Raw genomic sequence first — 25,742 nt, forward strand, 5'->3', positions numbered from 1 at the left:
AAATGTCATCCATAAATAAGTTTAAAGTAATCGAGGTAGGAGAATTTAAGGTGAATATACAAATCGCTATTGATGGCCCAGCAGGTGCAGGTAAGAGCACTGTGGCGAAAGCAATCGCTGAGAAGCTTGGTCTATTTTATGTGGATACAGGGGCGATGTACCGAGTTATTACCTATAAAGCCCTTCGTCTAAATATTCCACTTGATAAGGAAGAGGCAGTTTCACTGCTGGCGTGGGAGACAGAGATCCAGCTTGACCATTCCGAAGCAAAAAAAGTGTATTGTGATGGGGAGGATGTAACGGAAGCGATTCGGAATCCTGAAATCTCCCGATCTGTATCTGTTGTTGCAGCTTATCCTAAAGTCAGGGAAAGACTAGTAGAACTTCAACGCTGTGAAGCAGAGCGTGGTGGAGTGGTGATGGATGGACGAGATATCGGGACCTATGTCTTGCCCCAGGCGAACCTTAAGATTTTTCTAACTGCTTCCCTAGATGAAAGGGCAAAACGACGCTGGCTTGAACTTGAACGATCGGGCAAGAAGCTCGCTATCGAAGACGTTGAGATAGATATGGAGAAACGAGACCGATCGGATGCAGAACGAGAAGTGTCCCCTTTAGTTCCCGCTTCGGATGCGATAATCCTAGATACCACGGGCTTGACTGTGGAAGATATTGTCGGACGAATACTTGCACTCATTAAGGAATAAAGTGGTGGAGGCTACAAATGAGTTTATATCAGTTAGCTAAGGGCCTGTTCCGATTTAAATTCCGTATCATGGGTTGGAAAGTCCATGGCTTAGAAAATTTCCCACCCGATGGTCCGGTGATCATGGTCAGCAACCATGTGAGCCTGTGGGATCCCATAGTCGCTGCAAGCGCTGTTCCGCGAAATGTTTCTTATATGGCAAAAGAAGAGCTTTTTTCGATTCCACTTCTTGGACTAATTATTCGGAAGTTGGGAACCTTCCCCGTCAAACGAGGACAAGGGGATATGAGTGCTATCCGAAATTCACTCAGTATTCTCAAAGAAGGTAAAGTACTGGGCTTATTTCCGGAAGGAACACGATCGAAGACGGGAGAAACTCAAAAAGCTCTACCAGGCATGGTTTTATTAATGGAGAAGAGTAAGGCCCCCATTGTGCCGGTCAAAGTCTATGGGACAAGGCACCTTTTCACTCAGGGTTGGGGGAAATTCGGGGTGGTTATCGGAACTCCTTTGACTTCGGAACTGCTCAAAGCGCCTGAAGGAATCGAGGATCGGCGTGAATGGGTCGCCGAAAAAATTATGGATGTCTTAAGTAAGCTTGATTCAAATCCAGTGGATTTGCCCTAAAGTGTACAATGCATTTTTTTCCGAACGAGAGGGCAATTTAAACCTAATGAAGGAATTTTACGAATGATATCGAAATTATTCGTTATGGTAATTAAGGAGGGGCAAAATTGAAGGTTATTCGGGCAGAAAAAGCCGGATTTTGCTTCGGTGTGAAACGGGCTTTGGATATGGCTGAACGTACAGTCCATACTTCGCCGACTGCGTCGTTAGGTCCTTTGATTCACAACAAACAGGTCGTAGAGAAAATGGCGAATCAAGGGGTACGGGTTGTCGAGGCAGTGAAGGAAGCACATAAGGGAGACACTTTGATTATTCGCTCTCATGGTGTTCCGCCAGAAGTGTATCAAGAAGCCCAAGGAAGCCAAATCCAAATTGTCGATGCGACTTGCCCATTTGTTCAAAAAGCGCAACGTTTGGCTGAACAAGCATCGAAGGGGAGTCATGTGATAGTTGTTGGAGATAAATTGCACCCCGAAGTTCAAGGAATTCTTGGTTGGGCTGGTAAGAATGCGATGGCGATTGAAAAACTTGAAGAAGCCATCGTGCTTCCTTTTTATGAAAAGCTTTCCGTCCTTGCTCAGACGACTCAACCTGCGGCAAATTTTCAGGTGATTGTCGAGGAGTTGCGCAAGCATACAAATGAGCTCATCGTACATAATACCATTTGTAATGCAACTGAGGAACGGCAAACGGTTGCCCGTGAGCTCGCAGGCAAAGTCGATGTGATGATCGTCGTCGGTGGCAAAAACAGTGCGAATACACGCAAATTAGCTGGGATTTGTTCTGAACTAACGAGGACGCATTTAATTGAGACCGCAGCAGAATTGGAAGAAGACTGGCTTGAGGGGGTTGGAACAGTCGGGTTAACGGCAGGGGCCTCTACGCCAGATTGGATAATTGAGGAGGTTTATAACAAGATGTCTGACATGGGACAAAATGAATTTGAGACCAATGAAACGATGGATATGGAAAGCTGGGCCGATAGTATGCAAAAACTTCATCGGGGTGCCTTGGTAACAGGGACAGTGGTGAAGATTACTCATGATGAAGTCATTGTAGATTTAGGCTGGAAATCTGAAGGGATTATTTCCTTAAGAGAGCTTTCTGTGGCTCAAGGAGTTGAACCGAGTGAAGTTGTTTCCCTCGGAGAAAAGATTAAAGCGGTCGTTCTTCGGGTGGAAAATGAAGAAGGTCATCCCTTGCTCTCTAAGCGTAGAGCAGATGAGGAGTCGGCTGGAGAGCGCCTAGAACATCTTGCTGAGTCTAAAGAGGAGATCCAGGCGAAGGTTGCGGATGTCGTCAAAGGTGGATTAATTGTTGATGTCGGAATGCGTGGCTTTGTACCTGCTTCCCAGATTCAACTTGGATTTGTAGAGGACTTGAATCAGTTCAAAGGAAAAACGCTGCGGTTACGCGTGATTGAATTTGATCCCTCAAAGCGCCGAGTCGTACTTTCGCAAAAGGCTATTCTTGAAGAAGAGCAAGTCTCAAAACGAGCCCAACGTTTTGAAACCCTTCAAGAAGGGGAAGTCGTATCTGGTGTGGTCCGGCGACTCGCACAATTTGGTGCCTTTGTTGATATTGGTGGGGTTGATGGGCTTCTCCATATCTCAGATATGGCTTATACACGGGTCAAGAATCCTTCGGATTATGTCAATGTCGGAGACGAAGTAGAGGTTCAAGTGCTTAGACTCGATAAAGAGCATGGAAAAGTATCTCTTGGCTTAAAGCAGTTAAAAGCTAGTCCGTGGGATACCGCTTCTGCGAAGTATGCTTTAGGATCGGTGGTTACGGGGAAAGTAGTACGCATTGCACCCTTCGGAGCTTTCGTTCAGTTGGAAGACGGTTTAGATGCCTTGATTCATATCTCTCAGCTATCGGAGAAACGCGTCAATAAAGTTGAGGAAGTCGTTAAAGTGGGGGATATGGTTCAAGCAAAGGTGATTGAGTGCAAACCAGAAGAAAAACGGATGAGCTTAAGTATCCGTGAGGCTACCGCTGAGGCTCAAGCTGTGCAAGATGCTGAGCTTCTGGCAGGTCAGACTGAGACTCCTCGAGTAACGATTGGAGATATCTTCAATAAAGAAGCCTAAAAGTTTTTGAGATTTAGCATCTATGACTTCTTGCATGTATGCAGGAAGTCATTTGCTGTCCATAGAATAATACGTTAATACTTTTTATGTACGGAACATAAAGCGAGGGATAAGCAGTGCCAAAACAACGAAAACGCTCTTTCCTTGGAAAGTTGCCTAAACCACTGCATGGAGTTGACTATTACTTATTAATTTCTATACTTGCTATTCTTGCTTATGGGCTGGTTATGGTTCTCACGGCCGGTTCAGTCCGTGGCTTTAATGAGACTCAGGATTCCTTCTTTTATGTTTTAAAGCAGATGAGATGGGCCCTATTTGGCGGGGGCGTTGCCCTTGTAGTTACTCGTATCCCCTATGCTTTCTTGAGACGCTTCGCGGGGATAGGCATCGGAATTACTCTAATACTGTTACTTGCCGTTCTCGTTACGGACAAGGGAATGGAAGTCAACGGATCCTCACGTTGGATTAAGATTGGCCCAGTAAATGTCCAGCCCTCGGAAATTGCTAAGATCTCCTTAGTTCTCTTTTTAGCTAATTTTCTTGATCGATATCCAGTAAAACGTATTAAGGATCTGGTGATTCCTGCGATAGTCCTCATCCCAATCCTGGGGTTGGTCTATAAGCAGCCTGATCTGGGGACCACGATGGTTCTCGTTTTCACAGCGGCCGCTTTGCTTTGGCAGACTGAAATCCCAACGCGTTGGTTTCTGATTGCTATTCCAAGTTTGGGAATTCCGCTCGTTTATCTAATTCATAGAACTTCTTATCAATGGGATCGAATTCTCGTCTGGCTTGACCCATGGAAGTACGCGAGTGGGATGGGATATCAGATTACGAACGCTGAAATTGCATTCGGATCGGGAGGACTTTTCGGAATAGGCTTGGGACGAAGTTTGCAAAAGTTTGGCTTTTTGCCTGAGGCCTATACTGACATGATCTTTGCACTGATTGGTGAGGAATTAGGCTTTTTGGGTACGTTGCTATTGATTAGCTTATTTTTCTTTTTCTATGCGAGAGGGTTTTATATCTCTCAAAATTGCCCTGATCGTTTTGGACGTTTGATGGCTTTTGGAATTACGATGTCGCTTGCTACACAAACAGCAATGAATCTGGCGGTGGTTACAGGTGTGATGCCGGTGACAGGGATTACGTTACCCTTAGTGTCCTATGGCGGAAGCTCACTTGTCATTACCTTGGTAGAAATCGGAATCTTGCTGAATATATCGCGCTATTCACAGATTGATATACCTCAGATTCGTTCTGGTGCAACCGTGGCCGATTGAAGGACGAATTTTACGGGAATAATAGGGAAAGTCAGGTACGCAGGAGGCGATACATTTGGCTTTTCCCTTGGGAGACTGGTTAGTTTTCACTATTGGAATATTAGCCTTCGTGGAGTGGCGCACGTTAAATTGTGATCCAAGTCTTAGAATTCTGCCCTTCGCGTGGATAGTGGGTTGGATTCTCGAGAATGCATTGATCCTCCCACAGGCTTGGCATTGGCACTTCTCACGCCTATTCGTCCTTTTATGTTTTTCGTGGATTGCCTGGAAACGGACTCCAGAACGTAAGGTATTCCCCATGCTTATGACAGGTCTTACCTTATTGGGGCAAGATTTATTCTTAATTAATGAACCAGGAATTTTTGCCTATGATCAATGGGTTTTTGCTTTTCTTCTCATGTGTATTGCTTCCTTCAGTGCTCAAAGTCTATGGGGCATGGCCTTGGGCATGTCGGGTGGAATCCTCTTGAATTTAGGTTTCTCTGTTTTCTTATTTGACGGGATTGTAAGGCATTACGATTTGCCTGATCCGTTCCTATGGCATTTTAGCATTACAGCCCTCGTTGGTCTTGTTGTATTGAAGCACGTTCGAAACTATTACCAAGTAAAACAAGCGAAGTCCCGATGCCCCGTACCTATCATCCTTCCGAGGGAATCTATAGCTAAAGATATAAATTCTCTTGAAGAGCATGAATCCACGCTTACCTAGAAGGGTGAGAACAAAGAGAGGATGAAACAGTTTGCCAAAAGGCTTAGTCGTTGCGGCTGTAATTGAAGGTAGCATCGCAGAAGAAATGGAAATAACTCGTGGGGATCGTGTCTTAGCCGTTAATGGTCAAGATTTAACAGATATTATTGATTTTCAATATCAGACTGCAGAGGAAGAGTTCACCCTTCTTATTGAGAAGGAAGACGGTGAACTTTGGGAGATCGAAATAGAACGCTCACCTGGTGAAGCATTGGGCTTAGAGGTACAAGCTGTAAGTTCTCATGGACTTAAACTATGTAAGAATAACTGCGTATTTTGTTTCGTAGCTCAGATGCCTGAAGGTTTGAGAGAGACACTTTATGATAAGGATGATGATTACCGCCTTTCCTTAACACAGGGAAGTTTTATCACCCTCTCGAACCTGGATGATGAAGAATTTGAAAGAATCTTAAGATACCATCTTAGTCCGTTATACATATCTGTACATGCTTGGGATGCCGAGACCAGAGTACGTATGATGAAAAATCCCAAAGCAGGTGATCTGGCCCTACGCATGAAGCAACTTGCCGAGGCGGGAATTCTCATTCACTCCCAGATTGTACTTGTTCCAGGATATAATGATGGGGAGGTTCTTGCTCAGACGGTCAGAGAGCTGGGGAATCTCTATCCTTCCGTTCAATCGATTGCTGTTGTCCCTGTAGGGCTGACTAAGTATCGAGAAAATCTGCCTGATTTACGTTCGTTCACATCGGCAGAAGCCCAGGGGATCTTAGAACAAGGCCACAAATGGCAAAAAGAGTTCTTCGATAAAACGGGTAGAAATCTAGTCTACTTCTCGGATGAATTCTATGCAGTCGCCGGTTGGGATTTCCCTCAGGTTCAAAGCTACGATGATTTCCCACAGCTTGAGAATGGGGTTGGGATGGCAAGTAAGTTCAGAGAAGAATTTGAGAGTGCGCTTACACGAATTCCAGAGGGTATACCGGAACGACGGGTTCACCTCATTACTGGAACTTCGGCTAGGCCCTTTTTCGAGAAATTAACACAGCAATTAGAGAAAGTTCGAGGATTATCGATTGCCGTTCACATGATTGAGAATGAATTTTTTGGTCCGACGGTAACTGTGGCAGGCTTGTTGACAGCTCAAGATATTGCACGTCAAATCAAAGATGTTCAGGGGGAGCTCTTTCTTATCCCTCGTGTCATGCTCAAAGCGGATGAAGAGATATTTTTAGATGATCGAAGTGTCGATTGGTTAGCGGAACAGATTCAGGGGATTCCCTTAGTGGTCGAGAACCAGGGTACATCCTTTTTAGAAGCTGTTACCGGATTGGATTTGGAGGGTGAATATTGTGAGTAAACCAATAGTTGCTATTGTTGGAAGGCCAAATGTTGGAAAGTCTACCCTGTTTAATCGTTTAGCAGGAGGGCTTGTGGCTATCGTTGAGAACCGACCCGGAGTCACACGGGATCGCTTATATCGAGATTCAGAATGGCTTGGACGTAAGTTCACGGTAATCGACACCGGGGGAATTGAGTTCAAGAATGAGAATACCCCGATCCCAGCGCAGATGCGTCGCCAGGCTGAGATTGCCATCGAAGAGGCGGATGTTATTCTCTTTGTTATTGATGCTCAAATCGCCTTAACTCCTGATGATGAGATGATTGCTCAGACTCTAAGGCGCTCTGGAAAGCCGATAATTTTAGCTGCAAATAAGGTAGAGGATTTTACGAAAGCAGAGCTTTATGAATTCTATTCCTTAGGATTTGGTGAGCCTATCCCGATTTCGGCGACACATGGGATGAATGTTGGAGATTTACTCGATCAAGTCGTCTCTAATTTTCCAGATGAAGAGGAGGAGGAAATCGATCCAGATACCATTCGAATCTCAGTGATTGGGCGACCGAATGTAGGAAAATCCTCTTTAGTAAACTCCATGTTGGGTGAGGATCGGGTGATTGTTAGTAATATTCCTGGAACCACTCGGGATGCCATTGATTCTTCGTTTAAGCATGATGGAAAACATTATATCCTGATTGATACGGCGGGGATGAGGAGAAAAGGCCGCATCGATGAACTGACAGAGCAGTACAGTGTATCCCGCTCCTTGAGAGCAGTGGATCGCTCTGATGTCATCCTCATGCTGATTGATTCCACCGAAGGGGTCACAGAGCAGGATAAAAAAATTGCAGGGTATGCCCATGAAGCAGGAAAGGGAATCGTTCTTGTCGTTAATAAATGGGATTTAGTTGAAAAAGATGAAAAGACGATGAATAAGTTCGAGAAGGATATTCGTGTAGAACTCGGCTTTATGCAGTATGCTCCGACCCTATTTATCTCAGCTAAGACAGGACAACGTGTCTCTAAGCTTCTTGATCTCGTAGATTTCGTTGCGGAGCAGAATTCCACTCGGGTGGCTACGGCAACCCTGAATACTCTAGTGAAGGAATGGGTGCATCTAAATCCACCACCAAGTGATCGGGGGCATCGTTTAAAGATTCTCTATGCGACTCAGGTAGGGGTAAAGCCACCGACATTTGTCTTCTTTGTGAATGATCATGAACTGATGCATTTTTCCTACCGCCGATATTTAGAAAACCAAGTGCGTAAAAGCTTTGGCTTTGAAGGGTCACCCATCCGGATGGTTGTCCGACAAAAAGATGAAGAGAGGGAGTAAAAGATGGGGAGCTATGCGATATTCATTATCGCTTACTTGCTTGGGGCTATCCCCTTTGCCTATTTGGCCGGACGCTATAAAGGGATAGATGTCCGCAAACATGGAAGCGGAAATATCGGAACGACAAATGCCTTTCGTTTACTCGGTGCAAAACTTGGTATTCTGGTTCTCTTAGGAGATGCGTTAAAAGGTGCTCTGGCGGCTTGGCTCGGGCATCTTATCTTCGGTCCTTGGGGTGGCATTATCGGTGGCTTGTTGGCCATGGCAGGGCATAGTTGGAATCCCTTCTTTGGTTTCAAGCCCAGTGGCAAAGGAGTCGCGTCAGGCTTTGGCATCATTCTTATTCTTATGCCCGAGGTTACCCTCGTTGCTGCTACGTTGTTCGTAGTCGTTGTGTTTTTCACCCGTTATGTATCGATGGGGTCGGTTATTGGGGCTTTGTCTGTTGGGATTTGTGTATTTCTTTTTCAGGAACCACTCGCCTATAAAGTTTTTGGGGTGATCGCCTGTAGCGTTGTCCTCCTTCGCCATCGTACAAATTTTCAACGTGTCTTAAATGGAACTGAAAGCCGATTTGGAAAGAGTAAATAAGAGGGGAGGAAGATGAATTGGCTAAAATTACTGTTTATGGAGCAGGAAGTTGGGGCACTGCTCTAGCCGTTTCGATGGGTAAAGCAGGTCATCAGGTGCCGTTGCTCGGACGAAATCTCGAAGAAATGCAGCTCATGCATGAACGTCGGGAGAATCTAAGGTATTTACCAGGTGTGGTTTTACCTCAGACAGTTGAGCCGAGTACAGAGCTCAAACAACTTGATTCCGAAATGGTTATTCTTAGTGTCCCCTCACACGGTGTTCGGACGGCTGCGCAACAGATAAGACAATACCTCAAGCCAGGAACAATTCTTGTGAATACAGCCAAAGGACTTGAAGAAGGAACCCATCGACGTTTATCTGAGGTATTAACAGAAGAGCTTCCAGGTTATCCTATCGTAGTGTTATCGGGACCGAGCCATGCTGAAGAAGTGGGTAGGGATATGCCGACGACGGTCGTCGTTGCCTCAGAGGATTTAGAGGCCGCTGAAAAAGTGCAAGATTTAATGATGACGCCGAAATTCCGAGTGTATACGAATCCTGATGAAGTTGGGGTTGAACTCGGTGGGGCTTTAAAGAATGTAATTGCACTCTGTACTGGAATTGCGGAAGGATTGGGTTTTGGAGATAATACCAAAGCAGCACTCATGACGCGTGGATTAGCTGAGATTGCACGTTTGGGTGTGGCTATGGGAGGGAATGCCCTAACCTTTGCGGGCTTAGCAGGCGTGGGTGATTTGATTGTTACCTGTACCAGTCAGCATAGTCGTAATCGAAGAGCAGGTGTAGCTTTAGGGCAGGGTAAACCACTCGACCAAGTGCTTAAAGAGGTCGGTATGGTAGTGGAAGGGGTACGGACCACACGCGTAGCCTACGAACTAAGTCGGCTTCTGGGAATTTCCATGCCGATAACAGAGCAGGCGTATCTTGTTTTGTTTGAGGGAGCAGATCCCAAAGTTGGCGTATCAGCCCTGATGATGCGAGGTAAAAAACATGAGCTTGAGGAAGTAGCTCAGATCGCTTTAGAAAGTAAGTCAATGCATAAGTCCACTCGATAAATACTGAAATGAATAGAATGGGTTGTAAGCCGTAGGAAAAATTCCTTGCGGCTTATTTTTTTATGCTGAAGTGGCATATCTTGATCAAGGTATTCATAGCAATGTAAAGGATTGGGTTTAGTTTCATGGATGCATTGGAAAGGGTCGAAAAGCTAAATTTTTCAACGGGCAAAATTTTATTTGGCATAATTGCCCAAGCCGACAAATATACTTATACTGCGTAACGTGCTAGTCCAGTTATCCGGTATCCATCATCTTGCCACTAGGAGGTGGAAGGGGGATAAGGTGGGGCCCTTCCCCGGTTTTGGGACAGCACTCAAAAAGGGAGGGAATTTTTGTGGAAAAAGTGGACATTTTTAAAGATATCGCAGAGCGTACAGGGGGCGATATCTACCTCGGAATCGTTGGGCCAGTCCGCACTGGGAAGTCCACCTTTATCAAACGCTTCATGGACCTCCTGGTCCTGCCCAATATCATGGATGTTTTTGAGCGGGAGCGGGCGAATGATGAACTTCCTCAAAGTGGCTCAGGTAGACAAATCACGACGACTGAGCCGAAGTTTATTCCATCAGAAGCAGTGGAAATCATGGTCAAGGATAGTATCCAAATGAAAGTTCGGTTGGTGGATTGTGTAGGTTATGCAGTCGAAGGTGCCATTGGGTATGAATCAGAAGATGGCGAAGAACCCCGGATGGTTAGGACTTCCTGGAGTGAGGATCCCATCCCGTTCCAAGAAGCCGCTGAGATTGGTACGCGTAAAGTGATTACCGATCATTCAACTATTGGAATTGTGATCACCACTGATGGTTCAATCACGGACATTCCTAGAGAAGCCTATTTAGATTCTGAAGAGCGGGTTATTGATGAGTTAAAACAACTGGGCAAACCCTATGTTGTTGTACTCAATACCACCCGCCCATACGCTGAACACACAATGGAGCTCTGTCGTTCCTTAGAGGAAAAGTATAACGTTCCTGTAATTCCAGTCGATTGCCTCGAAATGACTCCAGAGGATATCACTCAAATCCTTGAGGAAGTTCTCTATGAGTTCCCAGTGGCTGAAGTGAATATCGAGATTCCAAAATGGGTCGAGGAACTTGAGTCCAGCCATCCCGTTCGGGCGAGCTTTGAAGATGCTGTTCGCCAATCCATCGAGGGAATTCATCGGATACGGGATATCGATCTCGCCTTGGATAAACTAGGTGAATGCCCGAACGCTCAGGATGTTCTCCTCAAGCAGATGAATTTAGGAACCGGGGTTGCGGATATCGAGATGACCGCGATCGATGGGCTCTTTAAGGTGGTTCTTGAAGAGTTAACCGGTGTAACCGTTGAAGGTGAGCACACCTTAATGAGATTAGTGCTAGATTACAGTAAGGCTAAGAGAGAGTGGGATAAACTTGCTCCGGCCATCGAAGAAGTACGAATCAATGGCTATGGTGTAGTGACTCCACATCTTGATGAGATGTTCTTGGAAGAGCCTGAACTCGTCAAGTCGGGAGGACATTATGGCATTAAGCTTAAAGCCAGTGCGCCCTCCTTGCATATCTTACGCGCTGATGTCACCACTGAAATCACGCCACTCATCGGAACAGAGAAGCAAGCTGAAGATCTGGTGCGCTATATTCTCGATGAATTCGAATCCGATCCTAAGAAAGTCTGGGAATCCAATATCTTTGGCAAATCCCTTCATGATTTGGTTCGCGAGGGAGTACAAAATAAACTTTACAAAATGCCAGAAAATGCGCAGCATAAGCTTCAAGATACCCTGCAACGAATTGTTAATGACGGAAATGGTGGTTTAATCTGCATCATAATTTAAAGCAAAGAGGGTTCCGAAAGGAACCCTTTTTTCAGATAACTTTATGACCATGCTTTTTTCCTTATATTCGTTTTATGTTATTTTTTAATGTTGCTTCTCAATGGACATTTGTTTATAATTATTCTGGATATTTAATAAGCAGATAGATATAGGGGCGAAGCATGTGATAACTCGAAACAAAGATTTTTTAATTGTAAGTAAAGATATCCTACCTGAAGCAATCCTCAAAACAGCTCAGGCGAAAGAGCTCCTCGCAAAAGGAGATGTCTACACGGTGAATGATGCCGTGGAACGCGTCGGGATTAGCCGCAGTGCTTATTACAAATACAAAGATGGGGTTTTTCCCTTCTACGAGGCGAGTAAAGAAAAGATTATTACGATTTCTTTAACCCTTGAGAATATCGCAGGAGTCCTTTCGAATGTCTTGAATACGATCGCAAGCTTTCGCGCGAATATCCTAACGATCAATCAAGGAATTCCTTTACAAGGGATTGCCAATGTCTCTATCTCCATAGAAAACGCTGGTATGGTGGATACCCCAGAGAATCTCCTAGCAGGCCTGGGAGAAATCAAAGGAGTTCGCAAGATTGAGGTCGTAGGACAGAATTAAATTCAGTCTTGCATTTTCTTATCAGGTATGGTATTTTATAAAAGTCCCTTAAATCTGGGATATTTCATTCGGGGCGTGGCTCAGCTTGGTAGAGCGCTACCTTGGGGTGGTAGAGGTCGCATGTTCAAATCATGTCGCTCCGACCAGTATTTTCAAGGCTTTCAGCCTTTTCGTGATAGTTAAAAACCAGTAAAAAACCTTATGTAATGCATTTTGTAATGCAATTGGAAATACTCATGTAATGTAATTCATGTAATGCAGTATGCGCTGTTAGTCTCTCTTCGGAGAGGCTTTTTTTCTTGTTAGCAAGCCATTCAAATTCTGTGCGGCTTGCTTTTTTATTTCTGGCATAACGTGAGCGTAGGTGTTTCCGGTTGTTGAGATATCCTCGTGTCCAAGTAATTCTTGTACTGTTTTCAGGCTTTCGCCTCGCTCAAGGAGCCGTGTGGCGTAGGTGTGTCTTAGTGCGTGCAGATTGATTTCGGTGGATAAACCGGCTCGTTCACGGAGTGCTTCAAACTTTCGGGTAAAATTTCTTGGATGGATTGGAGTTCCTAGGCTTGTACAAAAGACTAGGTTTAGGTCTTTGAAATCCTGGATGGCAATTTGTATTTCTCGGCGTTGATGAATTCTGTGGAACCTCAAGGCAACTGCGACATCCATCGGTAAGGGGATGGTGCGCTTTGATTTTCTTGTTTTGGGGGTTTTGAAGATTAGCCCGTTTCTGGTTCGGGCCAAGGCTTCCTTGATTGTAATTGTGTGATTGCGGAGGTTAATATTGTCCCATTTTAAGGCGAGTATTTCGCCTTCCCTAAGTCCAGTTCCCAAGAGGGTTAAGAAGGCAGCTCTCCATTTTGGACCTATGATGGTGGGCCCTATTCTGGCGACTAAGAGCAGGCTTAGGAATTTCTCCATTTCTTCCATGCTCATGGCACGTGCTTCTTTGTCCTTTAATTTCGGTAAGGTCACTTCGGCAGCTGGATTATTGCTGATCAGGTTATTCTTCTTAGCTTGATCTAGGCAAGAATGAATAATTTGATGGTTGCGTCTCACTGTTGCCGGTGCCCGGCCTGCCTCTGTCATCGTTCTGTAATAGCGTTGGATGTGGTCGGTGGAGAGTTCCTTGAGGGTCAATGCACCAAGGGCTGGAATAATGTTCTTATTGATGGTGCGGTAATAATTTTCCCAGGTCGTAATTTCGATTTCCACCTTTTTGTAGTTATCCATCCAAGTTCTAAGCCCGTTTTCAAAAGTAAGGTTAGCTTGAGAAAGTGGGGTTAGGTAAATCTAAGGAGCGTGCGGCTGCCCGCTGAACGTTCCTAGGGATGCGGAAAAGGTTGGATCGGACGTCTCTATGGTGATTTTTCTTTACTAAACAAAAGAGCCGGCAGTTGCCGGCATTATCATTTTCAAGTGTCATCAGACGATAGGTAATCACTTGATTGAATTCTAGGATCCCAGTATTCCACACCAAAGAAAAGTTAGAGGATGGGACCCAGGGATGTTTTAAAAGAATTCCAGTATGAAAGGCTTATGTAGGTGTCATGTGCGATGAATAAAGGAGAGCCGAACGGCCCTCCTTTGTTAATCAGATTGAAATCGTTAAAGCTATTTAAAGATTTTGTCCATTAGAGAATCGGGTATAACACCTGTTCCACCCGTTACATACTTCAGTTTCATCATATCTTTGTTGTAATGAAGGGTATCCATATAGTCCTGGCTCGCGTAAGGTGACAGTAAAAGGATAGGATGCTGACCGAGTGCAGCAAGAGCTGAAGCGGATAAAGCATCCGGGAACGCTTCGGCATTTGCAAAAACAACAGTAGAGTAATCGAAGTTAAACTTCTCAAGTACAGCAAAATTAGTTTGGTAACGATCAATTCCGGAAATACGATCGACATAGCCGAGTGACTGTTTTGAGACCGTAGGGCTAACCACGCCTTCGCCACCCACAATATAAGTTCCTTTTACAAGATTTTCTTTTTGGTACTCAAGGACACTGGGTGGGAGGCTATCTTTTGGCGTCAAAAAGATTGGGATCTGCATCGTTGCTGCGTAAGAAGCAATCGATAATGCATCGGGGAAATTTTCGCCTGAGACCAAAAAGATCGTTTCACTGGGATCTAAAGCATCTGCTACAGCCTTGGCCGTTTCATAACGGTCAGAGCCCCAAAGACGTGTAATTTTAATCCCTCGATTTTCTAAAGTTGTTTGAATTTGAGGTGAAACCACTCCAGATCCGCCAACAAGGAAGACGTTTTTAACTCCAAGTCTTGTAATTTGAGCGTCGATAGAAGGAGGTAGGCTATCCGACTGAGTTAAGAGGATGGGGGCATTGTGCTTTTTAGCTAAGGGCGCTGCACTGAGGGCATCTGGGAAGTTCTCACCATTGGCGATGACGGCATAATCTGATTTGTCCCAACCCTTCGCTGCGATTTGTGCACTGGTTTCATACCGATCGAGTCCACCTAAGCGTGTAAATTCTTGATCCGTTCTAAAGGTTGTTGTATAGGCACTATTGGGTTTTCCAGTATAACTTTGAACTGCGCCTGATGGAACAGTTAAGGTGTAGGTTGTATTATATTTAAGTTCACTCTGAGGAACCGCTACGACGATATTGTTTACCGTTTGAGCGACAACGCTGATGCTATTGTTTGCTGAATCCTTTAGGGTAATATTTGAAAGGTTACTCCCATCGAGTACAAAGGAGTTAAATGCAGTGACGATAGGGGTTGTTACCGTCGCACTCGTTGAGTTCATTTCGGGACTTGCGTCCGTACCCACTAATGCATCTTGAGAGGCTAAATCAACCGCCTCTAGGTAGTGCTGGTTTTTAAAATAAACTGTATCGGGGAGACGTTGGTCATTGACCGAGTTAAGACTTAAATCGATAAAACGATTGTTTTGGTAGCTAATATACTTGATTGGATCATTTGCAGCAATGAGGCCCACTTTCTTAACTTGCTTGGAATCGACCAGTGCGTTGTAATCGTAGATACCGACACGGGAATCATCGAGCTGCATGAAATATCGGTTATGGGCCGGATCAAACGCTACATTTCTAACCATCACATTGCCTAATTCGATGCGTTGACCATTTGAGCTATCAACGATATCTTTTTCGCCAAAGATGAACTTGCCATCCGGAGAGACTGCGTTATTTGAGACAATATACCATAGCAACGTGGTCTTCGTACCGAATTTTCCTTGATCAACGGTTAAACTAAAGGCACCTCCACCCCCAGAGTAGAGGGTTTTGTTGGTTGGGCTATAAACGAGTGTCAGTGGTTGTGCGCTATCGAGTGAGATACTATCAACACGCTGCTTGGTTGCCTCAGAGTAACTGCTTAAGTAACCCTTAGGCGTACCGACGATAACGTAAATGAAACCCTGATCGTCGACTGTAAATTCATGAGGGTTTTCTTGGAGTGGAATTTTATCCAAGGCAGTCATAGATTGAGGGTCAATGACCAAAATAGACCCAGGGGGACCGGCTTTTTCTTCTCTCCAACTAAAAAACGGGATCTTTACTAGACTCACATAAAGTTTGTTGTTTGCAAAGGTTAGTCTTTCTGGGGTGTCCTCAACCGTAAGAGAGGTTATCTGCTGAGTGTCATAGTTATAGGCGTAAACCTTTTTCTCTGAAGGGTTTGTCATATAAGCAATCGGTTTAACGGGATCAAAAACTAAATCTTTTGGCGTAAAGTTCACGGGTAAATAAGGCATATCCGGGTAATTGGGTTGGGGTTCTGAAGCGGTCGGGACAGGTATGGTTTCGAGTTGATAACTGCCCGAGCCCGTCTTGGTTATGGCTAAGAGGTTATTGTTCTGGTAGTGTAACTGCAGGACTTCACCCAAAGCTTGACGGTAGGCAGTTTGCTTGAAGGTGCGATAGGCTAAAGGATTGTTGTAGTCGTAGGCATAGATAAGAATCGTATTACTCGATTTTTTAGAACCATAGAAGTTATTATTGCTGGGATTAAAGGCAATATCGCTGAAGTCTTGGAATAAGAATTTAACGGGGTTTAAATCATAGTCCCAAACTTGTCCGTGATCATCCATCAAGTATTGGCCATCGGGAGAAGCCTTGATAAATGAAATTTTGTAGTGTGAAACACTAATATACCGATCGGAGGTGACCTGTGCGACGGAAGTATACTCTTGCTCAATGTCATTGTGACCCACATAGGTGTCATTATAAAGGTAGACACGGTTTAACTTAGGGTGCAGTAATATTTGATGATAGCTAGAATAGGTCCCCCCAATATTAGAATACCATGCTAAGGTGTATTTTCTTTGAGCTATGGAATAGGCAAGTGGCCAATAACGTTCGATTGGACCTAAATAAATATTATCTCCTTCAACCTCAAAATCACCGAAGGCTTGAGAGAACGTATATTCATCCATTTTCTCTAACGTATCCGGATTAAAAGCCACGATGCTTTTGGACAAGGAAACGTATAACTGATTATTTGATAAAACAACCTTTCTAGGCTTTTCAGCTAAGGATATGCTCTGGATTTCCTTAGTTATAGTGTTGACGGCATGAAGCTTTTGATGATCGGAATCCACCAGATAAAGAACGGGTTTGTCCGGACTTAGAGCAGAATGGACAGGGTGAAAATCCAAGGGAATGACGCTAGTTGTGCTTGTTGCAGCATAAACTGCTGGCATCTGCGAAAGCATTAGGGTTATTATTAATAATAACACAAAGATTAAACTTGGTTTTTTCAATCGAGAATCCCTCCTTATGGGGCATATAGACTACCTTATATAAGAAAGTATATATAGCAATGCTTCTATGTAGCAATGGACAATATTTGGATTTAATTCTTTTTGGGGACAGTGCAAGACGTAGTTTCTAATAAAATTGAACCAACAAAGGATAAAGCAGGTTAGTTTATTGATCATACTAACCTGCTTTTCTAATCGGAAACCTTGAATTGTTATCAAATTTTCTATTGAGGAAAAAATCGGGTTTCTCCGACCTTAGTTACATGGATTAACTTTTATACGATTTAAGATCTGTTGAACTTCCTGGGTTTCTTCTTTAGGAGACTTGTCAAAGGTCATTGTAATTATTTCAATAGCGTAGTTCTTCTTAATTGTAGCGTAGTATTTTTGAGTCAGTTTAACTCCATTAACACTAATAGTGACTTCGAACACATTGAAATCGATTCCCCCAATCTTCTCTGTAAAAAAGGGTTTAGTGGTATCATATTTTAACTCTGCATTACTAAGCGAGTCTTTATTTTTATATTTAATGTAAAGAATCATGTCATTTTGAGTGTAAGGGTGGATTAGCAGGGGTTATAGCCTTGAATACGTTGGCAATAAAGGGATGAGGGATGGGGGCTAATGTGATTGTTGATCGGATTAATTCACTATACCCGACGGAACCACCAAGAGTTTTAAGAATCCTGAGGTAATAAATATGAGAGTCAAATTGACACATCTACATAAAGCATGATGTGTCATTCTTTATTGCGAGTTTTCTTGGAATCAATCAACGATGGTTTAACGAATTTATACGATTACTGAAAGGATAAAGATGATTTAGCCCTTACTGGGCTACTAAAGTAAAAAACAGGTAAATTGGTCCGTCATAACGAAGTAACAAATAATCGACCTGTTGCCTAGCAAGGGATGGGGGTCTCTAAGCTCTTTAGGAGAAGAGGATGGTAGGCTTGAAAAGAGTCCTAAAAGTCATAGCGGTTTTAGTTACAATCTGGATAGCGGTAACCGGTTATTTCATAACTCAACATACCGTAGAAGCGAAAGAAGCAAAACTCAATCAGACCGTTGTTTTTGATGATCTAACTCTCAATCTAGACAGTATTGTGTTTTATAACTTTAAGCGTGAGAGGCCTGATTATACGATAAGTGAATTTAAATATAATTTGGTATCGAAACTTCCGGAAATCCTTGTGAGGCCTTACTTAAGAATGATCTATTTATACAGCATCCCCTATGAAATCGATGGCAAGCATAATCAAGTGGCTCTTTTTGGTAAGTGCCTATATACACCACGTTTCGATGAGTCAAGTGAATACTTTGATTACTTTAGAGAGCATGTAAGCATTATGGTCAAAGATTCAAAGGGAATAAGCTATAGTAGTGGCATTGGTACGCAAGATACGGAGAATAGGCAAGAAATCGATTTTTCCATAAGAGGTCGGGACTTTCCGATTCAAAACTTTCAAGATGGTATTAAAGTCATAGTTAAGCATTTGGAAAGCGGTGAGGAGCGCGAATTTGAGATAACTCCCCAAGATTTTATGGATTATAAGCATAATGATTCGTTAGGAAAACCATTCCCGTTTCCGTTATGATTAACTGCTATCAATGAGGTGAATCATCGATGAAGAAATTGATTTAGCCTTTTATTATTTCTTCGGTTTTAATTCTTTTTGTATCTGCACTATCGAAAGGGTTAATGTGTATCAATTCTCAAAGCATGGGGGATGAGTGAGGGGTAGGTTTATGGATAAAAAGATAATGTACTGTCCATCGTGTTCAAATGAAGTGGCAAAGTCGGCTATTTTTTGCCCCTATTGCCGTTCTAAATTAAGAATTAGTTTAGTCGAGAAGGCATTAGTATTATTCTTTGCATGTTGGTTTGTACTATTTGCGTTAGGCGTAATTGGGAAATTCATGTTGAATTAACATGTTCCTTACTGTGTATTTTTCTTATGTTGCTGCATTGTGTACAGCACTTAACGGAATGGAACTTATCTCGATTGCATATTGAATAATGATTTCATCAACGCAATATCTTTAGAATTCACCTTATTGTATAAACAATAGCGGAGGGTTTTGAATGAAACGATTTATTATGTTTTTAGGCTTAATTTTAGTCCTCATCCTTTTACCTACCTCCTCGCCTAAACATTCCATAGAACTTAAAAATTCAAGTGTTAGTATTGTTAACGACAAAAGTAAGACGGTTTCAATAGGCATACCATTCGGTGACAAAAAGGGACAGAAGCTTGTACCGACAGCGTTGTATTATGAGTTTGTACTCAAGAATGTAGGGAAAAAAGTAGTTGGGGAAAAAGGATTAAGGGTAACAATTGAACCCAATGAAAAATTAGAAGCAAAGTCTAAAGAAATTATGGGGTTTAACATATATAATCCTACTTCATATGAAGGGTCAGGGCTAGGATATGGGGGCGGTGGTTCGTCTCACTCAATACTTAAACCTAATGAAGAATCGACATTCTGTATTTACTATTTATTAGGTGTAAACGAAGAAAACCCAGGCGTAGCACCACTAACTCCTCTAAAAGAAAAATTGAACGAACTTAAAGATAACGCTCTGGATGTTACTTTAGTTGTAATTCACGGAAATGAAGAAATAGCTCATTTTGATTTAAATAGGAACAATGATATAGCGGATACTGCAAGTAACAAAATTAGGGAGGGGATTTAGTAAATCCAATCGGATTCGACTTCACCTTAATTGCCCAAGTAGTGTCTTTCTTATCTTCACAATACTTTTCTGTGGAATTATATACTTCTTTATATATGTTGGAAGAAAACAAAAATACGACAGGGAAATTGTAAAAAAACTAAACCTCATAATTGACCTAATAGAGAATGACAATAGAACCTCATCCAATTGAACAGGAATTGCAATCAGTTAAGTTGACACCCGTGTCGGTTACAATGCTGCAAACACAGGTAAGAGAGACGAAAATTCGCCTCTCTATTTTTAAATGACCTATCGAATCCCCAAAGTTAAAAGGTAATTGGTTGCAATCGTTGAATAGGATATAAAGTAACCATTTTAAGTGCGTGGGCGGGTTTGAGGAGGATTCTTTATGAGTAAAAATTACAAAGGACTGCTGGGATCTTTAGGTATCATATTCTTAGCAGTATTGCTAACCTACAAGCTTCCGCGTGATTCTTATTCGACAATCCAATATTTAATTAAGCCAATAAGATTTGAGTATTCAGCCCTTTATTTATCCGGCGTAATTCCGCTAGTAATGCTTTTTAGTGGAGTTATAGGGTTGTCTAAGGTCGAATGGTTTGCCAAGAGGAGCAAGATTTTGATATTTCTTGTTGTAATCATACTCGTACAGCCGATCATGAGAGCCCCCTTGGATTTGATTAAGGGAGCTTACCTTTCGGGGTTAAAAGATGATCTTAAATCCATTGATTTAAAGGATACGAGCATCACAATTCAAGAAGACATGAATAGGAATGAAGCCATTGTACACGTGAAACTAGCATTAACGGATTATGGCAAAGATGTAAGTGTTTTTAAAGTTAGGATGGGTTTACCTGATTCTTTAAAGAGCCTCTTTAATACAGATTCTCTCGAATTTGATGAAACTTACAAGACTTTTGGTAACCGACATATATTAAACATAGACAAGGCAATAAAGGTACCATTAACGAATGGTTCCGTTACCAAGGATATATTTAATGCACACTGGTATTGGGACACATTTAGGTTTCAACTCTACAACGAGTCAAACTCCACTGAACTTATATACCATGATATATAGCTTTAGATATTGATGGAGGGCAGGAACATGATGAAAATAATATGGTCTATCATACCAAGAAGGGAGGGGAATGCAACGAAGTTTGGTAGTCTCATTGGAGGAATAAGCGCTTTTGTTCGATCCTACATAGCCAAAACCCTAGCAAACGCGGGCATTATGGGTAACGGCTACGCAGCAACATCGAAATTCTCTTATTTTTTTTAATAGTGATTTCTTGCACCTTTTTCTTATATTGCTAAGTATTCGTATCAAGTCTGCAATATGCCAAGACTCGTTATTTCTTTCTTAAGGGGGAGGGATAAAATGAATAAGCTTAACGAGTTAATTCTTACCATAGCTGGATTTTCTGCTTTATTAGTTCTTCCTTTTTTTAAGGAGGTTTATTATGAATCTCTTTACTATTTGGTGGCGGTTATATTATTTTCAATTGCAATATACAGAATAATTAAGAATGAGAAATTTGAGAAGAGGTTTTATCAGAGATGGCATAATGCTAGGAAACAAGGATATTGGATAAATATAGCTCGGGAAGTACTTCGTAAATTCATTTTTCTCACCCTCATGTATATTTTTCTTCCATTTATCATAATCGGTAGTACACCAACTGAAGTTGCTTTATATCTATCTAGAGAAGGATTATTTATTTTACTTATAGTCCTGGGACTTGGTGTAGCTGGAGGAATAATTACTTATAATGATAACGAGAAAAGGTATGAGAGAATTCATGAAAAATATGATAGAACACGGTTTATTTAATTCTATAGGAGATTTCTGGCTCATTGGTAAATTTCAGTTTTACGCATTTTTCTCATATTGTTACGCACTTAAACTGTTCAATAGGATTGAAGTTGGTGTGTGGAGAGAGGTAAAGAAATGTCTATTTTCCCAGCATTTATTAACCCTACACTTGAGACAATTGGTGTTATTATACCACTTATTGGAATGCCTTTCCTGATAGTTGCCTTTGTCATATGGCTTATTAGGAAACTCAATAGGATAGAAAAAATGCTTAATGATATTAAGGAAAAGCTAAAATAGGTCAGAGGGTGCTAACATCTCAAACTGCGACGCATTAGTAGTAAAGTGCGCAATTGTAGGTTGTTTGGAAAAATTTGGGCATAAGCAGGCAATCGAATGATAATACGGAATATAATAACAGATAGGTGTGAAAGGGGGTAATTAAAATTAAAAAACTTATTTTAATTCTTCTTTCATTAGTATTATTATCTACAATAATTTTAGGGTGTTCATCACCAGTTGACTCAAAAAGTATAGCAAAGGAAATTGTCATTAATTATAAGACGCAATTATACAATGTTTCGGATTATACCGAGGTAAATGAGGTTTTTTTAAACAACGATGAACTTATTCGATATATAGAAGGATTTAAAGGATTTATGACCGAAGAGGGGTATAAGCGTTTTTGGGCTAACCGTATTCCGACAATGCCATTAGAGGCAAGTAATAATGGAAAGTTTACTTTAAAAATGATAAGTATTGATTTCAAGATTAATACTGAAGAAAGCAATAAAATCATTATGGAATACAAATTGAATTTACAAGCTTCTTATCCCGATACAAATAAGATTGAACCTTTAGTAGAAACGGGTGAAATAGCACTCATTAAGGAAAATAATACATGGAGAATTAACCACGATTGGTTCAGAGTTGCTGATTTACTCAGACAGGAGCTAAGAATGGGTCAAGGTGCAACTATGAGTTTCTAATTTCATCGCTCTGTGGAGTGCTAACAAGATAAGGCGATGTTCTTTTATTACGCATTTTTCTTTGATGTGTAGTAAAATCAATAGGGTTCAAGGGTCCGCCGTGCTTGGCGGCCTCCGAATTCGGGGGCGTACGGTATCGGATAACAGAGGGTTTGCGACATCGGGGTAGAGCATTTTAAGTAATAACCCGACATTGCAAACCCTCAAAACGTCATACGTCATAACTGGGTCGAAAAATGGATTAAGGAGGAGCGGAAGGATGGCCATAATTGCTAGACATAAAAAGAGCAATAAAGTATATGCCCTTATTGGTACAGGTTACGGTGCATACAAAGCAACTACACCGAGTTTTCTAGGTGGGAATCTATTTCCCCACGAAGAGGAAGGGGAAATACCAGTTGCTGCTGTCACTGATGAAAAAGGAGAAATTCAATGGTTCTATACTAATGAGTTAAATGTGATCGAAATAGATGGGGTGAAGATTGAGGAGGTTTTGGCGCCATATCGAAAGGCATCTGGTAAAACAATAGATGAACCCACTATGAACGTTTGCCCTGCTTGTGATACTGAAATCTCCTCTAATGATAGAGAGTGCCCTTTGTGTGGTTTAGTTTTCCAAGTTGAAGAGGAATAGAGACTGCTACAGCAATTCAAGATTACTAAGCACTAATTATTATTTTCGATTTTCGCATTGACAGGGGGTAATTACATGAATCCAATTAGTGTAGACTACATTGGAATATTTTCGATTTTTAATCTTCTTTTTTTGCTCGGTCTCATTGTACTCACTTTTTACCTCATGGGAAGTGCAATACTATTTTTTAAACGTAAAACTCAAAATGATAGAGAACTACTAAACAAATTAGATAAACTCATCGAACTTCAGACCAAACAGAAGAATGAACCTAATAAGTTTTAATAGTTCTAAATACCTCGGGTTATCGTTTGCCGTTACAACGAATAACATGAGGATTCCAGCGAGGGTACGGTGAAGAGAGTTTTTAGGGCAAGCCGCACCATATGTCCTCTGTCACAAGACTTGTAATTTGGAGTTAAATTAAGAGAAGCAAGTCTTGCGCCAGCTTTGAAGGCACGGATATGTCGGGAATCCTGGTACCGTAAAGTGAAACCTAGGTCGAATTCAGTTTAAACAGACATAATCATAATAGTTAAATTACTTATGAGGAAGATGAAGGATGAGAAATGCCCAGGCAATCTTATGCATGATAGTATGTACATTAGTTTTCGCTTGGATAAATATGGGGGGGCTAGTTGATGGACCTTCACCAGATATTTCGAACCTTCTGATCTCTTTAATATTTTTACTTATTTGGTACAGTTGGGGATATATCCAAGGGAAAAAGCAGAATAAACGTTATTTGTTATATGCAAGCACTTTTTGGGGGCTGGGCATTATATCAACGATTATATGTATAATTTTCTCCGGACTCTCAATACTCACAAGTTTATGGTTATTATCATTTGCTTTTATTGCGCCCCTGAATGGATTTGGGCTTCTGACGCATGATTTAACGATAAACCTTGAATACATTAACCTATTATATAAACCTGTACTGCCGTTATTAGCAACATTGATCGGATATTATATAGGGAAGAAAAAGAGAGTACCCTAGATCAAGACGAGAAATTAAAAGTATTAGTTAATGTTAGTTTCAACTGGCTTTAAATGAACAAAGTGTTCCCGTAAATTTGTTGATATGAATGATTATATGGCACCACTACGGAGCACAAAAGCGTTAAAAGTTATTCCGGAGGTGGGATGAAATGAATGTTTTAATTTTTGGTGGGACTGGTTTTGTCGGAAGAAATCTAACAGAGGAATTACTTGCTACGGGATATCAGGTATATGTTGTAACAAGAAATTCTCGAGCAACTTCTGATCGATTAGGAAATAGAATTCAGGTCATCGAATGGGACAATATTTCCTCTCTATCTCGATTTATAAGGTGGACCCAATTGACGTAGTCATTAATCTAGCGGGTGAGTCAATCGGTAATCGTCGATGGACCAATTCAGTGAAAGAGGAGATTATAGCAAGCAGGATTAAAACTACGGGTATAATAGTTAATGCCATTAATAAGGGTACAATTCAACCCAAAGTTTTTATTAATGCTTCAGCAGTTGGGTATTATGGACCGCGTAAAGATGAAGAGATAACTGAGTCTGAAGAAGTGGGACAGGATTTCCTCGCACAAGTTTGCCGTGATTGGGAAAATGAAGCATATAAGGTCCAAAGTAATTTAACCAGAGTCGTAACCGTGCGGATTGGTTTAGTTTTAGGGAATGAAGGTGCACTAGAAAAAATGGCACTGCCATTTAAATTCTATATGGGTGGCCCATTGGGACGTGGAAGTCAATGGCTCTCATGGATACATGTCCAGGATTTAACTAGAATGATAGGGTTTATTATCGAACATCGGGAGCTAGTTGGTCCAATAAATGCTGTTGCTCCAAATCCAGTAAGGATGAGAGATTTCACCAAGATATTAGGCGAAGTCCTAAATAGACCATCATGGTTACCCGTTCCGGAGTTTATGTTGAGAATAGCATTAGGACAAATGTCTGAAATGTTATTACATGGGCAACGAGCTGCACCGAAAAAAATTCTCAATGCTGATTTTACTTATAGGTTTCCCAAGTTAAAGGATGCTTTAGAAAATGCTCTGGGGAACCGGAAAGGATTCTAATAAAATATTTCCGCAACTATGGGAGGATTCCTGGTGTTAGGAAGCTGCGGAACACGAAAACGTTTTTAAGTAAAGGAAAAAAGAAGAATGAAAGAATATATATTTGTGACACTTTTTATTTCTATATCAGCCATCCTTTTAGGTCATAAATCGAATTGGCTAGTTTTCCTTGGAAAAGGGGGCGAACCAGATCGACTTGAGGGTTTAATCGTATCTGTTATCTTTTTGGTTGCGTTACTCTTATACGGAGTCTATATGGGGTATAAGAAACGAGTGAACTTTATGAAGTTCAACTCATTTTACTGGGGAATTGGCTGTCTAATACCATTTATAGCTGAATTTATGAAACCCATTGGTAAATTTGCATTGATAGTAATCCCTGCGGATATACTTTTCTTGGTTCCGACACTGGGACTCTTTTACTTCATGAAGACCGATTTTATTCTAGTCCCTGTTATAAGTTTTATTTTATCGTGGTCTGCCGGTGCAATTGGATACTTTTTGGGTTCATTTTTAACGATAAAAGTAGAAAGTCCAAAGTAAGAGTCACACGAAGAAATTACTATTTAAGATTGGTATAGGGGTTGAACGAGAAATTACAGATGCACGATTAA

21 protein-coding genes, 1 tRNA gene and 2 pseudogenes are annotated in these 25,742 nt (G+C 41.7%); 22 read left to right on the plus strand and 2 right to left on the minus strand.

The annotated features are described in order from the left end of the window. The first annotated feature begins 2 nt into the window (after positions 1-2). The 12 genes and pseudogenes from cmk to ACZ42W_RS08980 all read left to right on the plus strand — a co-directional run bounded on the left by cmk (position 3) and on the right by ACZ42W_RS08980 (position 12,323). Positions 3-707: a (d)CMP kinase gene (gene cmk, locus ACZ42W_RS08925; RefSeq protein WP_464170075.1), complete on the plus strand. Its 705-nt coding sequence runs from the start codon at positions 3-5 to the stop codon at positions 705-707. Between the two features lie 17 nt (positions 708-724). Continuing rightward, positions 725-1,333 (plus strand): lysophospholipid acyltransferase family protein, encoded by a 609-nt coding sequence (locus tag ACZ42W_RS08930; protein WP_464170077.1) that lies wholly within the window; start codon positions 725-727, stop codon positions 1,331-1,333. Positions 1,334-1,440: 107 nt separating this feature from the next. Beyond that, positions 1,441-3,426, plus strand: coding sequence for a bifunctional 4-hydroxy-3-methylbut-2-enyl diphosphate reductase/30S ribosomal protein S1 (locus tag ACZ42W_RS08935; RefSeq protein ID WP_464170079.1), 1,986 nt, complete (start codon positions 1,441-1,443; stop codon positions 3,424-3,426). Positions 3,427-3,542: 116 nt separating this feature from the next. After that, positions 3,543-4,731 (plus strand): annotated as a pseudogene (ftsW, locus tag ACZ42W_RS08940) (putative lipid II flippase FtsW). A 33-nt stretch (positions 4,732-4,764) separates the two neighbouring features. Then, complete coding sequence (locus ACZ42W_RS08945) at positions 4,765-5,418, plus strand: hypothetical protein (protein WP_464170081.1); 654 nt, start codon at positions 4,765-4,767, stop codon at positions 5,416-5,418. A gap of 85 nt (positions 5,419-5,503) precedes the next feature. After that, a complete protein-coding gene (locus tag ACZ42W_RS08950) occupies positions 5,504-6,778 on the plus strand; it encodes a DUF512 domain-containing protein (protein WP_464170926.1) in 1,275 nt (424 codons plus the stop codon). After that, on the plus strand, positions 6,771-8,096 hold the full coding sequence (der, locus tag ACZ42W_RS08955) for a ribosome biogenesis GTPase Der (RefSeq protein WP_464170083.1): 1,326 nt from the start codon (positions 6,771-6,773) through the stop codon (positions 8,094-8,096). Before ACZ42W_RS08950 ends, der begins: the two co-directional genes overlap by 8 nt. A gap of 3 nt (positions 8,097-8,099) precedes the next feature. Beyond that, a complete protein-coding gene (gene plsY / locus ACZ42W_RS08960; protein ID WP_464170085.1) occupies positions 8,100-8,687 on the plus strand; it encodes a glycerol-3-phosphate 1-O-acyltransferase PlsY in 588 nt (195 codons plus the stop codon). Positions 8,688-8,704: 17 nt separating this feature from the next. Next, the gene (locus tag ACZ42W_RS08965) at positions 8,705-9,745 is read left to right on the plus strand and encodes an NAD(P)H-dependent glycerol-3-phosphate dehydrogenase (RefSeq protein WP_464170087.1); all 1,041 of its coding nucleotides are present in this window, start codon (positions 8,705-8,707) and stop codon (positions 9,743-9,745) included. A 337-nt stretch (positions 9,746-10,082) separates the two neighbouring features. Continuing rightward, entirely contained in the window at positions 10,083-11,567 is a 1,485-nt protein-coding gene (gene spoIVA / locus ACZ42W_RS08970) for a stage IV sporulation protein A (protein WP_464170089.1), read from the plus strand. A 163-nt stretch (positions 11,568-11,730) separates the two neighbouring features. Further along, a complete protein-coding gene (locus ACZ42W_RS08975) occupies positions 11,731-12,177 on the plus strand; it encodes an ACT domain-containing protein (RefSeq protein WP_464170091.1) in 447 nt (148 codons plus the stop codon). A gap of 69 nt (positions 12,178-12,246) precedes the next feature. Then, positions 12,247-12,323, plus strand: a tRNA-Pro gene (locus tag ACZ42W_RS08980). Between the two features lie 124 nt (positions 12,324-12,447). Here ACZ42W_RS08980 and ACZ42W_RS08985 read toward each other — a convergent pair. Then, positions 12,448-13,404: a tyrosine-type recombinase/integrase gene (locus ACZ42W_RS08985; protein WP_464170093.1), complete on the minus strand. Its 957-nt coding sequence runs from the start codon at positions 13,402-13,404 to the stop codon at positions 12,448-12,450. A 381-nt stretch (positions 13,405-13,785) separates the two neighbouring features. After that, positions 13,786-16,911, minus strand: a complete 3,126-nt coding sequence (locus tag ACZ42W_RS08990; protein WP_464170095.1) for a cell wall-binding repeat-containing protein — start codon at positions 16,909-16,911, stop codon at positions 13,786-13,788. Between the two features lie 944 nt (positions 16,912-17,855). Between ACZ42W_RS08990 and ACZ42W_RS08995 the strand changes: the two genes are divergently transcribed. The 10 genes and pseudogenes from ACZ42W_RS08995 (at position 17,856) to ACZ42W_RS09040 (ending at position 25,671) form a co-directional block, all read left to right on the plus strand. Beyond that, the gene (locus ACZ42W_RS08995) at positions 17,856-18,509 is read left to right on the plus strand and encodes a hypothetical protein (protein ID WP_464170097.1); all 654 of its coding nucleotides are present in this window, start codon (positions 17,856-17,858) and stop codon (positions 18,507-18,509) included. Between the two features lie 488 nt (positions 18,510-18,997). After that, complete coding sequence (locus ACZ42W_RS09000) at positions 18,998-19,609, plus strand: hypothetical protein (RefSeq protein WP_464170099.1); 612 nt, start codon at positions 18,998-19,000, stop codon at positions 19,607-19,609. 391 nt (positions 19,610-20,000) lie between these two features. After that, the gene (locus tag ACZ42W_RS09005; protein WP_464170101.1) at positions 20,001-20,693 is read left to right on the plus strand and encodes a hypothetical protein; all 693 of its coding nucleotides are present in this window, start codon (positions 20,001-20,003) and stop codon (positions 20,691-20,693) included. A gap of 303 nt (positions 20,694-20,996) precedes the next feature. Continuing rightward, a complete protein-coding gene (locus ACZ42W_RS09010) occupies positions 20,997-21,449 on the plus strand; it encodes a hypothetical protein (RefSeq protein ID WP_464170103.1) in 453 nt (150 codons plus the stop codon). Between the two features lie 99 nt (positions 21,450-21,548). After that, positions 21,549-21,731: a hypothetical protein gene (locus ACZ42W_RS09015; protein ID WP_464170105.1), complete on the plus strand. Its 183-nt coding sequence runs from the start codon at positions 21,549-21,551 to the stop codon at positions 21,729-21,731. Between the two features lie 359 nt (positions 21,732-22,090). Further along, positions 22,091-22,420, plus strand: a complete 330-nt coding sequence (locus tag ACZ42W_RS09020) for a hypothetical protein (RefSeq protein ID WP_464170107.1) — start codon at positions 22,091-22,093, stop codon at positions 22,418-22,420. 259 nt (positions 22,421-22,679) lie between these two features. Then, positions 22,680-23,054, plus strand: coding sequence for a hypothetical protein (locus ACZ42W_RS09025; RefSeq protein WP_464170109.1), 375 nt, complete (start codon positions 22,680-22,682; stop codon positions 23,052-23,054). Between the two features lie 562 nt (positions 23,055-23,616). After that, positions 23,617-24,054, plus strand: a complete 438-nt coding sequence (locus ACZ42W_RS09030) for a hypothetical protein (protein ID WP_464170111.1) — start codon at positions 23,617-23,619, stop codon at positions 24,052-24,054. 151 nt (positions 24,055-24,205) lie between these two features. Next, positions 24,206-25,128 (plus strand): annotated as a pseudogene (locus tag ACZ42W_RS09035) (TIGR01777 family oxidoreductase). A gap of 87 nt (positions 25,129-25,215) precedes the next feature. Then, positions 25,216-25,671, plus strand: coding sequence for a hypothetical protein (locus ACZ42W_RS09040; protein WP_464170112.1), 456 nt, complete (start codon positions 25,216-25,218; stop codon positions 25,669-25,671). Positions 25,672-25,742 lie beyond the last annotated feature (71 nt).

Source organism: Desulfitobacterium elongatum, assembly GCF_055378975.1.

Bases quoted from the DNA above. Each gene is read 5' to 3' on its own strand.
- plsY (WP_464170085.1), top strand. From the start codon at position 8,100: ATGGGGAGCTATGCGATATTCATTATCGCTTACTTGCTTGGGGCTATC.
- ACZ42W_RS08930 (WP_464170077.1), top strand. From the start codon at position 725: ATGAGTTTATATCAGTTAGCTAAGGGCCTGTTCCGATTTAAATTCCGT.
- ACZ42W_RS09000 (WP_464170099.1), top strand. From the start codon at position 18,998: ATGAAACGATTTATTATGTTTTTAGGCTTAATTTTAGTCCTCATCCTT.
- ACZ42W_RS09030 (WP_464170111.1), top strand. From the start codon at position 23,617: ATGAGAAATGCCCAGGCAATCTTATGCATGATAGTATGTACATTAGTT.
- ACZ42W_RS08985 (WP_464170093.1), bottom strand. From the start codon at position 13,404: ATGGATAACTACAAAAAGGTGGAAATCGAAATTACGACCTGGGAAAAT.
- ACZ42W_RS09010 (WP_464170103.1), top strand. From the start codon at position 20,997: ATGAATAAGCTTAACGAGTTAATTCTTACCATAGCTGGATTTTCTGCT.
- ACZ42W_RS09020 (WP_464170107.1), top strand. From the start codon at position 22,091: ATGACCGAAGAGGGGTATAAGCGTTTTTGGGCTAACCGTATTCCGACA.
- ACZ42W_RS09040 (WP_464170112.1), top strand. From the start codon at position 25,216: ATGAAAGAATATATATTTGTGACACTTTTTATTTCTATATCAGCCATC.
- ACZ42W_RS08995 (WP_464170097.1), top strand. From the start codon at position 17,856: ATGGTAGGCTTGAAAAGAGTCCTAAAAGTCATAGCGGTTTTAGTTACA.
- cmk (WP_464170075.1), top strand. From the start codon at position 3: ATGTCATCCATAAATAAGTTTAAAGTAATCGAGGTAGGAGAATTTAAG.
- ACZ42W_RS09005 (WP_464170101.1), top strand. From the start codon at position 20,001: ATGAGTAAAAATTACAAAGGACTGCTGGGATCTTTAGGTATCATATTC.
- ACZ42W_RS08950 (WP_464170926.1), top strand. From the start codon at position 5,504: ATGGAAATAACTCGTGGGGATCGTGTCTTAGCCGTTAATGGTCAAGAT.
- ACZ42W_RS09025 (WP_464170109.1), top strand. From the start codon at position 22,680: ATGGCCATAATTGCTAGACATAAAAAGAGCAATAAAGTATATGCCCTT.